14 protein-coding genes are annotated in these 13,555 nt (G+C 41.3%); 11 read left to right on the top strand and 3 right to left on the bottom strand.

The genetic code is table 11. From position 1 onward, the window contains the following. Positions 1-61 precede the first annotated feature (61 nt). From CVT08_RS09290 to CVT08_RS09250, 9 genes are all read left to right on the top strand, one after another. On the top strand, positions 62-337 hold the full coding sequence (locus CVT08_RS09290) for a NifU family protein (protein ID WP_103574238.1): 276 nt from the start codon (positions 62-64) through the stop codon (positions 335-337). Beyond that, entirely contained in the window at positions 324-878 is a 555-nt protein-coding gene (locus CVT08_RS09285) for a histidine kinase (protein WP_103574239.1), read from the top strand. The genes CVT08_RS09290 and CVT08_RS09285 overlap by 14 nt, the downstream gene beginning before the upstream one ends. Then, a complete protein-coding gene (locus tag CVT08_RS09280) occupies positions 856-2,139 on the top strand; it encodes a UDP-N-acetylmuramoyl-L-alanyl-D-glutamate--2,6-diaminopimelate ligase (protein ID WP_107856732.1) in 1,284 nt (427 codons plus the stop codon). Before CVT08_RS09285 ends, CVT08_RS09280 begins: the two co-directional genes overlap by 23 nt. Positions 2,140-2,141: 2 nt before the next feature. Further along, positions 2,142-2,489, top strand: a complete 348-nt coding sequence (gene panD / locus CVT08_RS09275; protein ID WP_002941539.1) for an aspartate 1-decarboxylase — start codon at positions 2,142-2,144, stop codon at positions 2,487-2,489. 3 nt (positions 2,490-2,492) lie between these two features. After that, complete coding sequence (locus CVT08_RS09270; protein ID WP_107856733.1) at positions 2,493-2,807, top strand: YbaB/EbfC family nucleoid-associated protein; 315 nt, start codon at positions 2,493-2,495, stop codon at positions 2,805-2,807. Continuing rightward, positions 2,804-3,913, top strand: coding sequence for a DUF7488 domain-containing protein (locus CVT08_RS09265; protein WP_107856734.1), 1,110 nt, complete (start codon positions 2,804-2,806; stop codon positions 3,911-3,913). The genes CVT08_RS09270 and CVT08_RS09265 overlap by 4 nt, the downstream gene beginning before the upstream one ends. Beyond that, a complete protein-coding gene (locus CVT08_RS09260; protein WP_107856735.1) occupies positions 3,910-4,809 on the top strand; it encodes a polyprenyl synthetase family protein in 900 nt (299 codons plus the stop codon). Before CVT08_RS09265 ends, CVT08_RS09260 begins: the two co-directional genes overlap by 4 nt. 107 nt (positions 4,810-4,916) lie before the next feature. Next, positions 4,917-6,827: a transketolase gene (gene tkt / locus CVT08_RS09255; RefSeq protein WP_107856736.1), complete on the top strand. Its 1,911-nt coding sequence runs from the start codon at positions 4,917-4,919 to the stop codon at positions 6,825-6,827. A gap of 58 nt (positions 6,828-6,885) precedes the next feature. Continuing rightward, positions 6,886-7,680 (top strand): undecaprenyl-diphosphate phosphatase, encoded by a 795-nt coding sequence (locus CVT08_RS09250; protein WP_107856737.1) that lies wholly within the window; start codon positions 6,886-6,888, stop codon positions 7,678-7,680. Between the two features lie 68 nt (positions 7,681-7,748). On the opposite strand, the gene CVT08_RS09245 is transcribed toward CVT08_RS09250, so the two are convergent. Genes CVT08_RS09245 through moaC form a run of 3 tightly spaced genes read right to left on the bottom strand, consistent with a single transcriptional unit; the run spans position 7,749 to position 9,714 of the window. Next, the gene (locus CVT08_RS09245) at positions 7,749-8,987 is read right to left on the bottom strand and encodes a hypothetical protein (protein ID WP_107856738.1); all 1,239 of its coding nucleotides are present in this window, start codon (positions 8,985-8,987) and stop codon (positions 7,749-7,751) included. A gap of 9 nt (positions 8,988-8,996) precedes the next feature. Continuing rightward, positions 8,997-9,263 (bottom strand): HP0495 family protein, encoded by a 267-nt coding sequence (locus tag CVT08_RS09240; protein WP_103567945.1) that lies wholly within the window; start codon positions 9,261-9,263, stop codon positions 8,997-8,999. Then, on the bottom strand, positions 9,238-9,714 hold the full coding sequence (gene moaC / locus CVT08_RS09235) for a cyclic pyranopterin monophosphate synthase MoaC (RefSeq protein ID WP_181001873.1): 477 nt from the start codon (positions 9,712-9,714) through the stop codon (positions 9,238-9,240). The genes CVT08_RS09240 and moaC overlap by 26 nt, the downstream gene beginning before the upstream one ends. 418 nt (positions 9,715-10,132) lie before the next feature. Here moaC and CVT08_RS09230 point away from each other — a divergent pair, with 418 nt between their 5' ends. Together CVT08_RS09230 and nosZ are read left to right on the top strand one after the other, a co-directional pair. Further along, the gene (locus tag CVT08_RS09230) at positions 10,133-10,951 is read left to right on the top strand and encodes an ATP-dependent protease (RefSeq protein ID WP_107856913.1); all 819 of its coding nucleotides are present in this window, start codon (positions 10,133-10,135) and stop codon (positions 10,949-10,951) included. A 12-nt stretch (positions 10,952-10,963) separates the two neighbouring features. Then, complete coding sequence (nosZ, locus tag CVT08_RS09225) at positions 10,964-13,552, top strand: Sec-dependent nitrous-oxide reductase (protein WP_107856912.1); 2,589 nt, start codon at positions 10,964-10,966, stop codon at positions 13,550-13,552. Positions 13,553-13,555: the final 3 nt, after the last annotated feature.

Raw genomic sequence — 13,555 nt, 5'->3', positions numbered from 1 at the left:
CCTAGAAAAAGTTTGTTTGCACTTTATCTGCTATAATAGCTAAAAAATTTAAGGAAAAAATATGATCCCATTTAGTGATGAAGAGCTTTTAAAACCAGTGACTGCGAGTTTGCAAAAGGTGCTGCCTATGCTTGAAAATGACGGCGGCGGCATGGAGCTACTTGGCATAAAAAACGGCAAAATTTACGTAAGACTCACAGGACATTGTCACGGATGCGCGGCCAGCACGACCACGCTAAAATACGGCATCGAAAGGCAGCTTCGCATAGACATTCACCCAGAGCTTGAGGTCATAAACGTCCCAATAGGCGAGGAATTTAACATTGATAGATTATAAAAAAGTAGGCATAAAGCACTTTAAACGCTCTAAATTTAAAGATGCGATCTTTTACTTTTCGCTAGCCTACGAAAAGACACGCGAGAAGGATCTGCTATTTTTGATACAAATTTGCTCTCTTGGCGAGGAAAATGCCGAGGAGGCAAAACTCTTGTTTGACTACTACATGGCGAAGGTAAGAGCCGGCGAGGACGACGAGGGCGTGGAGGAAATTTTAAAAATTTTAGAGTCCAGAGACGAGGAGAGCGAGTACTTTGAAGAGCAAGACGCGATCAGCTACGAGGACTTTAAAAGGGCTGTTTATAAGGACGGCAGCTTTAAAAAGGTCTTTGAAAACATCATGTTCTCAACTAAAGTGATGATCTCAAACAAAGATGATTTTTTGGAGTTTTTAGGAAATTTGATAAAAAATGACTTCATCGATATGAGCATGAACTACCTTGAGAGTGCGGCGGTGATGTTTGGCGGCGACGAGCGTATAGATCAGCTTTTTAAAGAGATACAAAAAAGACAAAACGATGAAAATATTAGTAGAAAATAGCTTCATAACAGATGACTCAAACGAGTGCGAGCAGGGTGCATACTTTGTGCAAACCACTGCAAATGCGAAATTTGCAGAGGACGCAGTAAAAAATGGCGCAAAGATAATCACCCTTGAAGAGTGCAAAAAGCTTTTAAAAATAGATGAAAGCTTAAAGATAGTTGGCATCACAGGGACAAATGGCAAGACCACAACGGCTGCGGCTATCTACGAAACCATGCGAAATTTAGGTAAAAAATGCGGGCTAAGTGGCACCAGAGGAGCTTTTATAGAGGGCGAGCAGATAGATGACAAGGCGCTTACGACAAGTGCCATTTTAAAGACGCTCTCATACCTAAAAGTAGCCAGCGAGCAGGGCTGTGAGTACTTCGTGATGGAGGTTAGCTCGCATGCGATCGCTCAAAAACGCATAGAGAGCTTAAAATTTGCTCTTAAAATTTTTACAAACCTAACGCAAGATCACCTAGACTACCACAAGAGCATGGAGGAGTACGCGAGAGTAAAATCAAGCTTTTTTGACGATGAGAGCGTAAAGCTCATAAATATTGACGATGGTGGAGTTAAATTTAACCCAAAAAACGCCTACACATACGCGATCAAAAAGCCAGCTAGCTTTGCGCCGATAGTTTATGGACTAAAAGACGGCATAGACGCAGTTATCAAGACGCCAAATGGCGATGTGGAGATAGACTCAAGCCTTCAAGGCGAGTTTAATCTCTACAACCTAATCGCCGCTCTTGGCGCCGTTTGCCTGCTTGAGCGCCCAGAAGCGGCCGCACTTTCAAAGGCGATAAGTAAATTTAAAGGCGTGAGCGGTAGGATGGAGGTCGTTAGCACCGATCCGCTAGTCATTGTGGATTTTGCTCATACGCCAGATGGCATAGAAAAGGTGCTAAACTCGCTTAGACATCTAAATTTGATCGCGGTCTTTGGCGCAGGCGGCGACAGAGATAGGACAAAGCGCCCTAAAATGGGAGCGATAGCCCAAAAATACGCAAGAATTTGCATCGTCACAAGTGACAATCCAAGAAGTGAAGAACCAGAGAGCATAATAGACGAAATTTGCGCTGGCATGAGCCAAAATGAAAATTTGATACGAAACGCCAACCGCAAAGAGGCGATCGTGCTAGCTATTAGCAAGCTAGAGCCTGGCTGGGCGCTTGTCATACTTGGCAAAGGCGACGAGCCATATCAGGAGATAAAGGGCGTCAAGCACCCATTTAGCGACAAAGAAGTTGTAATTGAGCTTTTAAAGAGGTAAAAATGAATATAGAAATTTTAGCTAGTAAGATCCACAGGGCCGTCGTAACAGACGCAAATTTAAATTACGTTGGCTCGATCAGTATCGGCGAGGAGCTTATAAAGGCTGCAAATTTGATAGAAAATCAAAAGGTTGAAATTTTAGACGTAAATAATGGCGAGAGATTTGCCACCTACGTGATAAAGGGCAAAAAAGGCGAAATTTGCCTAAACGGCGCGGCTGCTAGAAAGGTCTGCGTTGGCGACGTGGTCATCATCGTGGCTTATGCTAGTATGAAATTTAAAAAGGCTAAGAAATTTAAGCCAACCATCGTGCATGTAAATAACAAAAACGAGATCATAAAGGAGTAGGCGATGTTTGAGGGATTTGACTTTTCAAAGATGGGGCAGATGCTTGAAGATGTGCAAAAGCAAGCCAAACAGATGGAAGAAGAGAGCAAAAATAAAGAATTTGGCGCAAAAAGTGGCGGCGGGCTAGTGAGCGTTAGAGCAAACGTCAGCGGCGAGATACTTGATATCAGCATAGATGATAGCTTGCTTGAAGATAAAGAGAGCATGCAAATTTTGCTAATAAGCGCCGTAAATGACGTGCTAAAATCAGTTGAGGCCGATAAGAAAAACACCGCTTCAAGGATGCTTGGCGGTCTTGCTTCGATGGGGATAAAATGAGACTAAAATATAAATTTGCCCTTGCTTTTTTGCTATCAGCGCTTTGCCTAAACGCCGATCCTAGGCCTACGCAAGAGGACTTTAACGCCTGCTTTGAAAAGAACAAAAACTCAATCGTCTCAGTTAATAAACACTTTGGCGTGGCTATCACGAAAAATTTGATCGCAGTGCCAAAAAGTGACGGAGCGCCACTTGGTGAATATGTCAAATTTGACCCATATTTGCAGCTCTTTTTGGTCCGCTCTAGCAAGGAGCTAAGCCCTGTTGTGATGGCTGATGAGACTAATGAAGAGCGTATCAAAAAGAGCACTTGGGTTGGCATCTTAAATGACGCAAACAACACTGTCATGGGTCACATCAAGTCTTTAGGGCAAAATTTAGGCGACTTTGACACGCTAAGCTTCGAGTATAACGCGACTGGCGAGATAAACACGCCTTGTTGCAAGATGATAGGCATAGCTGTTGGAGCTGATAAATTTATACCAAACCGCTATTTAAAGCACTTTGTATCTTACGATGACGTCTATTACGGCGATATCGGCGTAAAGTTCTTGCAAAAAGAGGATAAATTTTTTGTAGGGCTTGTTGATCCACTGGGCCGTGGCAAGATGATGATGGTTGATGATGAGCTTGTTACGATAAATGGCATCAAGCCAAAGAGCCTAAGAGAGCTAAACGAGATGGTGCTTTTTGCTCCAAAGGGCGCAAAACTGGACATCATTGTAAAACGTGACAGAGAGCAGCTACTCTTTCAAGTGCCAGTAAGCGGGGATGTGAAATTTAACCAAAGCCTCGACATTGACGCCCCTTCAAGCCTTGATCTACCAAATTTAAACGTCATGCCAAAGTCGCCTGAGAGCTTGCTTGATGATAAAGTTTTGGTGGATTATGGTATCACGGTCGATAAAAATTTAGTCGTTACTAAGGTCGAGCCAAAGTCAAATGCAGAAATTTTTGGCATAAAGATCGGCGATAAAATTTTAGGCTACAACAAAGAGAGCGTAAGCAACCGCGAGGAGCTTTTAGAAAAGATAAGCGACCTGCAAAATTTCGTGCTTTTATTTAGTAGAAATGACTTTCAGTTCTTTGCAAGAGTGCCAAAATGAGCCTGCTTGAGGAGTTTGTAAAATTTCTAAACGCAAATTTGCCAAAGGCGTCTAGCTTTCACCCTTACTACGAGGAGGCGCTTGGCGTTATGCTAAAGGCTGGAGGCAAGCACTTTAGGGCGCTTTTGCTTCTTGGTGTGGTAGAAAACGTTGATAAAAGCCTCACGCAAAAGGCGATGAGAGTGGCTTTGGGGCTTGAGATGATGCATACATACTCGCTCATTCACGACGACCTGCCTTCGATGGATAACGCAAGCCTAAGACGTGGCACACCAACGCTTCACGTAACATACGACGAGACGACTGCGATACTTGCAGGAGATGCGCTAAATACGCATGCTTTTTATGAAATTTCACGTGCCGATTTACCAGCTGATACGCGTATAAAATGCGTAGAAATTTTAAGCGAAAATGCTGGCGTTAGCGGCATAGTGTTAGGTCAGGCGCTGGATTGTTTTTTTGAAAATACAAACAAAGAGGATATCAAAAGAGCAAAGGCTAAATTTGGACTCTCTGGCAAGATGCTAAGCCTTGATGAGCTAGTATTTTTACACATCCACAAAACCGCAAAGCTCATCGCTGCTAGCCTCAAAATGGGCGCAGTAATAGCAAATTTAGCTGAAAACGAGTGCGAGAAAATTTATGATATCGGTCTAAAGCTTGGGCTTGCTTTTCAGATACAAGACGACATCATCGACCTTACAAGTGACGAGGCGGCCGCTGGAAAACCCGTGCATAACGACCTAGCGAAAAATTCATTTACAAATTTACTTGGTTTAGAGGGTGCAAAAAAGAAAAAAGATGAGCTAATTAGCGAGATAAAAGAGGCGCTAAAACAGATAGATGCTGGCATAGCAAAGATGATCTTAGAGCTTACAGACAAGCATCTAAGATAGCGCGTAAATTTAGTAAATTTATATCACTTTTTAGACATTTTGGGCAAAAATGCAAGGCAAGTTTTAATCACTTTTTTGTATAATCTGACGCAATAAAAGGAGATCATATGCTAAAAAAACAAGCCGATACTATAAGATTTTTGTGCGCTGATATGGTGCAAAACGCTAACAGCGGACACCCAGGTGCTCCTATGGGCCTAGCTGATATCATGGTGGTTTTAAGCAACTTTTTAAAACATAACCCTAAAAATCCAAAATGGCTAAACAGAGATAGGCTCGTTTTTAGCGGTGGTCACGCATCAAGCTTGGTTTATAGCTTCTTACATCTAACTGGCTACGATCTAAGCCTAGATGAGCTTAAAAATTTCCGCCAACTTGGCTCAAACACCCCAGGACATCCAGAAATTCACACTCCAGGCGTTGAGATGGCTACTGGCCCACTCGGTCAAGGCGTAGCAAATGCAGTTGGCCTTGCCATGGCAGAAAAATACGCTGCAAACGTGCTAAATGAGCCAGATAATAAAATAATCGATCATAAAATTTACTGCCTTTGTGGCGACGGCGACTTAGAAGAGGGCATAAGCTACGAGGCATGTTCTGTGGCTGGAAATTTAAGACTAGACAACCTTGTGCTCATCTACGACTCAAACAACATCACGATCGAGGGCGACACAGCGATAGCATTTAGCGAGGATGTCAAGGCTAGATTTGAAGCGCAGGGCTGGGAGGTCGCACGCATCGACGGACATGACTTCAACCAGATCGAATTTGCGCTTGAGCAAGCTAGCGAGAAAGAGTCGCCATATCTCATCATCGCAAACACGCACATAGCACGCGGCGCAATGGAGCTTGAGGGCTCACACCACAGCCACGGCGCGCCACTTGGCGAGGAGATCATCAAAAAGGCAAAGGCTGCAGCTGGTTTTGATCCTGAGAAGAAATTTGCCATTGACGAGGACGTGCTTTTAAGATTTAGAGGTGCAGTTGAAAAGGGCGATCTTGAAGAGGCTATGTGGAACAAAAAGGTTGAGGCACTAAGCATTGAAGGCAAAAATTTACTAAATTCTCTTCTTAATCCAGACTTTAGCAAGCTCGAATTTCCAGACTTTAGCGATAAAAAGCTAGCCACAAGAGATACAAACCATGTCATTTTAAATGAGATAGCTAAAAAACTTCCTGGCTTTATCGGTGGTAGTGCAGATCTTGCTCCATCAAACAAGACCGAGCTAAAGGGCATGGGCGACTTCCCAAATGGCAAAAACATCCACTACGGCATCAGAGAGCACGCCATGGCAGCTATCAACAATGGCATCGCCAGATACGGTCTTTTCTTGCCATTTTCAGCGACATTTTTCATCTTCAGCGACTATCTAAAGCCAAGTGCGAGGATAGCAGCGCTAATGGGCATCAAGCACTTTTTTGTCTTCACACACGATAGCATCGGCGTTGGCGAAGATGGTCCGACACATCAGCCGATTGAGCAGCTTAGCACATTTAGAGCTATGCCAAATTTCTACACTTTCCGCCCAGCTGATGGCAATGAAAACGCAGCTAGCTGGCAAGTAGCGCTAAATTTAAACGCTCCAAGTGCCTTTGTGCTTAGCCGCCAAGGGCTTGAGCCACTTGCAAAAGGCGAATTTGGCGAGGTTAGCAACGGCGCATATCTGCTAAGCTCGGCAAAAGATGCGAAGATTACATTTATAGCAAGTGGCAGCGAAGTCTCACTCTGCGTAAAAGCAGCCGCACTTCTAGCTGAGCAAGGTATCGGCGTAAATATCGTATCAGCGCCTTGTTTTGACCTACTTTGCGAGCAGCCAGCTGAGTATGTGGCTAGAATTTTAGATAAAAACACAACGATCATCGCAGTTGAGGCCGCAACTGGCTATGAGTGGTATAAATTTGCCGACGCAGTTTATGGTATGAACAGCTTTGGCGCTAGCGGCAAGGCGAACGAGCTATTTGATCACTTCGGATTTACTCCGCAAAAGCTTGCAAATTTTGCTAGCGAACTTATATAAAATTTAACTTTGGGGAGTAAAATCCCCAACTGCAATCTACAATCAAAAAAGGCATTTTATGGAAATTTCTCACGTTATCGTTTTAGCCTTGGTGCAAGGCATAAGCGAATTTCTGCCTATTTCAAGCTCAGCTCATCTCATCTTGGTACCAAAGCTACTTGGCTGGCCAGATCAAGGGCTTGCTTTTGACGTGGCAGTGCATGTTGGTACGCTAAGCGCGATACTTTTTTATTTTAAAGATACGATTTTCAAGCTACTTCGTGACTTTTTTGCCTCGATCGCGCAACGAAAGATGGTGGGCGATAGCCTGCTTGTCTGGTGCGTTGGATTTGCCACTATCCCAGTTGGCATCTTTGGACTTTTGTTTAACAACGTAATCGAAGAGTACGCAAGAAGCGGCGTTGTGATCGCTGTTACTACGATCGTCTTTGGCATCGCACTTTACTTTGCTGATCTTCGCTCGACAAACAAGAGTGAATATGAAATGACCATAAAATTTGCTCTTATCATAGGCTTAGCGCAGGCTGTGGCGCTCATCCCTGGCGTCTCAAGATCAGGTATAACGATGACAGCAGCCTTATTTTTAGGATTTAGCCACAAAGGCAGTGCAAATTTCTCATTTTTGATGTCGATCCCAGTCATCATCCTAGCTGGCGGACTTGAGAGTATCAAGCTTATAAAAGATCCAAACGCCTTGCCTTGGAGTGACATCGCCCTTGGCGTCATCATAAGTGCAGTTAGTGCTTATATTTGCGTGAAGCTATTTATGGGGATCATCTCAAGGATCAGGATGCTACCTTTTGTCATCTACCGCTTGATCTTGGGTGCGTTTTTGCTCTATCTATTTTTATAAATTTAAGTTATAAAAGGCTAGGCTAAGACCTAGCCAAAATGATAAATTTGCCAAAAAGCTTGGCAAATTTACTCCTCTTTTTTATCTTTTTTTATGACGTTTAAAAAGTCTTTTGCGGCTTGATAGGCTCTATCGCCAAATTTCTTAGCTTCTGTTTTTATATCCATTTGTTTGATATCTTCAAGCTTGTCGTTCGCCTTTTTCTCAAACTCCGCGATATCTTGTTTGAGGCCTTCAAGTTTATCATTAGCGTCAAAATTTAGCTTTAGCTTTTTGCTCTTGTCATTTAGTTCTTGCTTTAGGGCTTCAAATTTATTGTTCGCCTCGCTCATAAGCTTAGCAACGCCGTTTGATTTTAGCTCTTCAAGCCTTGAGCTGATCTGCTCTATCGCTTGATCACTTATGCGTTTAAATTTTGCTAGATTTGTGTCAAGCTCGCTATTTATCACGCTTTCAATCTCGCTTTTAGCTACGCCATCAAATTCGTTTTCAAGCTCTTTAAGAAGCGCTATAAACTCTTCATCTACAGCTTTTAAATTTAAAAGCTGTGAGTTTAGCCTTAGCTCGTCTGGAGCAAATTTAGCCTCATCTTTTAGCTTTTCAATAGCTCTTAAAATGCCATCTCTCGTGCCATTTATCGCGCCTTTTATGAGCTCTTTTGCAAAGATATGCCCCTCATTTGCTAAATTTCCCGCTGCACTGATGATATTTTTTGAAATTTCAAACATTCGCTCTTTGCTAAACTCCCCACCTCTTATCGCAGAATAGGTCATATTTTTAGCTATCGCACCAGCGGTCTCTTCTACATCCTTTGCACCCTCAAGCGTCGTTAAAAATGCGATTTGAGCGCTCTCTTTTAAGATGCCAAGCATTCTCGTTTCTCTAATGATCGCATTGTTTAAAAGCTCTAAAATTTCCTCTTTTTCGCCAAAATTTCTATCTTTTACGACCTCTTCAGCCGCTTCAAATGAAATTTTTAGCCTATTTTTTATCTCTTCACGCTTTGTCTCGATGGCTCTATTTATCTCATCTCTTTTATCAAATAGCTCATAAAGCTCCTTCTCTTCGCCACTAACTAGAGCTTGATTTATCCCCTCCATAGCGCTTTTTAGATTTTTAGCATTTATGAGGCTCTCTTTGTCCATCTTGTCATAAAGCTCATTCATCTTTTGCTTCAAAAGATCAGGCAGTGCGTTTTCATCTTTGTCTGAGACGTCCTTAAAAAAGTCGTTGCAAAGAGCCTTTATGCTAGTTAGTAGCCCTTCGCTATCTTTATAATCACGTAAATTTTGCTCAAGTTTATCCATATTTTTACCTTATAAAACGTATTTTGCTTCGTGTTTTAGGGCTGAAAATATCTCCAGTCTCTCTTCTTCGCTCAAAACTAGCACCGCCAGATCATAGCTCGCGTATTTTTTATCCTTGCTAAATTTAGAAAAAACTAGCTTAAATTCCCTATCTTTTACTATATCTTTCACCTTTGCCTCTGCCTCATCACTCGCATCAAAGATCACTTTGTACTCCCAGTGCGTTGGGTAGTCGATCTTTGGTTTTTTATTATTTAGATCGCATATACTCGCCACTTTTGCCTCCTGTTTTGCTCTCTAGTACGATGCTTCCGATCTCCATACCTTTATCTATGGCTTTTACCATATCATAAATAGTAAGAAGTCCCACGCTTACGCCTGTTAGCGCCTCCATCTCGACGCCTGTTTTGCCCTCTATCTTTACGCTTACAAAAAGCTTAAAAGCGCAAATTTCAGGCAGCTCCTCGATGTCACAATCCACGCCTAAAATGGCCAGTGGATGGCACATAGGTATTAGCTCGCTTGTCTTTTTAGCGCCCATTATCGCAGCGACAACGGCTGTTTGGATGACTGGTCCTTTTTTGCCTGTGTTTTCTTTGATCGCCTTAAAAGCATCTTTGCTCATTTTGATGATCCCACTAGCAGTTGCTACTCTTTTAGTTGGATCTTTTGGGCTTACATCGACCATCTTTGGACGGTCTTTTTCATCTAAATGTGTTAGCATTATCTCTCCTTTTTTTGGTGGATTATAGCCTATTTAAACAAATTTAAGTTATCAGCAAATTTAAGCAAAAAAATATCAAAAATCTAAAATTTAAGCTTTGCTCAAAACGCAAGAGAAATTTTTCATTTCTTAATATAATTATATAATTTAAATAATTTTTTTAAAGAAATATTTATAATTTAAATTTTTAATGCAAAAAAAGCCTAAAATACGTATTTTCATATATAATAAATTTTATTAAAAATATATTTCTATCCATTAAATTCCAAAGTCTATTTATTGTAAATAGCAAAATTTAAAAAAAATTATTGATATTTTTCTTTAAAAGCTTAAGAAAATAAATTAACTTCTAATTTGCTTTTAAGATATGAATATGTATATTTTTGTTAATTTTAAATTTACGATGAAAGTAACCTAGATAATGAAATTTCTGCTATGTCTTAGCTTATCTTTGATAGCGCTTTTTGCCGAGGGTAAGGGCTGTTTCATCGATGAAAATAGTCAAAACATCATCTTTGTAAAAGATGGCGAGACAAAAAGCCTAGGACTAAAGGAGAAAATTTACAAAGATCAAAGATGTGCTTTTGATGAGAGCTCTTTTTACGTTGCAAATTTAAACAACGAGATCGTAAAGGTAGCTAGCGAGAAGGAATTTTTATTTGCTCTGCCAAATGTTGGCTGTAAGGTTTCAAATATCTTGCTAGATAAAGAGAAAATTTACGTCGCTTGCGATATGGCAAATGTCGTAACGATCGCCATTTTTGACAAGAGTTCTAAAAAATTTATATCAAAAAATTTTAACAATGTTTATAAAATTTCTAGCTTTTTACCGCTTGGTGAGGGAGTGTTTTTTACAAGCTTTAATGGCAAGGCGTTTTTGCTTGATAGCAAGCTTAACGCAAAAGAGCAAAAAAGCGTTGGCTTTGCACCAGTGAGCGCTTGTAAATTTAGCGATGATGAAATTTTTATAGGCTTTAAAAATGGAGAAATTTTAGATCTTAAAAGTGGAGCTAAAAAGCAAGTTTTAAGATCTAAAATTTCAGCTCTTGCTTGTGTGGGAGATGAGGTTTTAGTAGCTAGCGAGGACGGAGTGATCTATAAATTTGACAAAAGCTTCAAGCTAAAGGGCAAAAAAGAGCTTTTTAGTGGCGAGATAAAAGAAATTTTTATAGATAAAAACGTGCTTGTTGGCGTGGATCTAGGCAATAAGACAAAGAGTTTAGAGATAAATTCATTTTAAAAAGGAGAGTAAATGCAAAAGTTATTTTGTGTCGCAAGTGCTGCACTGCTTGGGCTATCTTTAACTGCTGCTTGTGCTGCTAGTAGTGACCTTGAAAAAGTCATGAAAGAGCGCGGGCTAAGCGAAAAAGATGTCCTTGCAGCTGCTAAGACTTACCAGCCAAGCGGTAAAAAAGATGATTTCATCGTCTTTTCATCTGGCGGGCAGAGTGGTCAAGTGCTAGTTTATGGCGTTCCGTCGATGAGAATTTATAAATACATCGGCGTTTTCACCCCAGAGCCTTGGCAAGGATATGGCTACGACGATGAGTCAAAAGCTGTTTTAAAACAAGGCAACATCAGGGGCAAAGAGATAACTTGGGGCGATACGCACCACCCAAATTTCACTGAGAAAAATGGTGAGTATGTTGGTGATTATCTATTTATCAACGACAAGGCAAACCCAAGGATCGCTGTCATAAATTTAAAAGACTTTGAGACAACTCAAATGGTCGTAAACCCTATCATGAAGAGTGAGCACGGTGGTAGCTTCATCACTCCAAACAGCGAGTACGTCATCGAAGCTAGCCAGTACGCAGCTCCACTTGATGACAACTACCACTCAATGGACGACTACGAAGCTGTCTATAGAGGCGCTGTGACATTTTGGAAATTTGACTATCCAAAAGGCAAGATTGACGAGAAAGCATCTTTCTCACTTGAGCTTCCTCCATACTGGCAAGACCTAAGCGACGCTGGTAAGGGCGAGAGCTACGGCTGGGGCTTTACAAACTCAATAAATAGCGAGATGTATACAGGCGGTATCGAAAAAGGTCTTCCTCCATTTGAGGCAGGTGCTAGTAGAAATGATACTGACTTCTTACATGTTTATAACTGGCAAATTTTAGAAAAACTTGCACAGGATAAGAAAAACTACAAAGTTGTAAATGGTCACAGAGTGATCACGATAGAGGCTGCTGTTAAAGCTGGAGCACTATTTTTGATCCCAGAGTCAAAGAGCCCGCACGGTTGTGACGTAACACCAGATGGCAGATACATCATCGTTGGTGGTAAGCTTGATACTCACGCATCAGTTTATGACTTTAAAAAGATCAAAGAGCTAATCGACAAAAAAGAGTACGCTGGCACTGACCCATACGGCATACCTATCTTAGATAGAGAAAAGTCAATGCACGGACAAGTCGAACTTGGCCTTGGACCACTGCATACATCATTTGACTCACAAGATGGCGTACTTTATACTTCACTTTACGTTGATAGTCAAATCGTAAAATGGGACTATAAAAATTTAAAAGTGCTTGACAAGATAAATGTTCATTACAACATCGGTCACCTTGACACAATGGAGGGCAAATCAGCAAAACCAGTTGGCAAATATGCAATCGCACTTGATAAACTTTCAATCGATCGCTTCAACCCAGTTGGCCCACTCCATCCACAAAACCACCAATTAATAGACATCAATGGTCCAAAAATGGAGCTAATCTATGATATGCCGATCCCACTTGGTGAGCCACACGATGTTGTTTCAATAGCTGCTAGCAAACTAACTCCAGCGCTTACTTACAACATGGGTACAAACTCAAGAACAGGCGAGGCAAGCCCATTTGCAACACTAGCTGGTCAAGAAAGAGTTGAGAGAAACGGCAAAAACGTAACTGTCTATGCAACAATGATCAGAAGTCACATCAACCCAGAGCACATCGAGGTAAATAAAGGCGATAATGTAACAATTCACCTAACAAACCTAGAGCGCGCGCAAGATGAGACTCACGGCTTTGGCATCGACCTTTACAACATCCACGCTTCACTTGAGCCTGGCAAAACTGCTTCAGTAAATTTCGTAGCTGATATGGAAGGCGTCTTCCCATACTACTGCACCGAGTTTTGTTCAGCACTTCACCTTGAGATGATGGGTTATTTGCTTGTTAAAGATCCAAATAAAAAATATGAATCTGCAAAAAATAGCAAGCTAAAAACTCTAAGTCCAGAGGCTTTAAAAGCCGAGTACGATAAAGTAATCGCAACTAACAAAGCTACTGATGATGTTATCCAGGAGGTTGTTAAATACCTAAAAGAGAAACATTATGAGAAATATCCAAAAGTAAAAGCTTTGGTTGATGATGCACTTGATCAATACGGCCACATCAAAGAGGTAAAAGCTAAAGCTGACGAAGCTTACAAAAAAGGCGACGTAAATGGCGCTATCCTTTGGGAGTACCAAGTATGGCAATACATGGTAAAAACTGCTGACGTTGGTCTAAGAGCTAAAAACAACCTAGCTAAAGAGATCGCAACCCCGATGAGCCCAGCTGCTGCAAAAGGTGAAGAGGCTTATCTAAAAGGCGGATGTAATGGTTGCCACGTTATCGGTCAAGTAAGCTCAGGTCCAGACCTAACTGGCGTCTTGCTAAGACACGAAAACGGCGAAAAATGGGTAGCAGACTTCATCAAAGACCCTGCTAAATTCTATAACGATGACTACGTTAAAGCGATGATTGACTTCTTTAAACTTAGAATGCCAAATCAGCATATGAACGACGAAGAGATCAAAAATATAATCCAGTATCTAAAATGGATAGACGAAAACGCAGGTATGTAGTTT

The sequence above is a fragment of the Campylobacter concisus genome (assembly GCF_003048835.2).
Taxonomy (GTDB): Bacteria; Campylobacterota; Campylobacteria; order Campylobacterales; family Campylobacteraceae; genus Campylobacter_A; species Campylobacter_A concisus_D.
The sequence above is the reverse complement of the archived record's forward strand: the minus strand, read 5'-3'. Positions and strand labels throughout refer to the sequence as shown.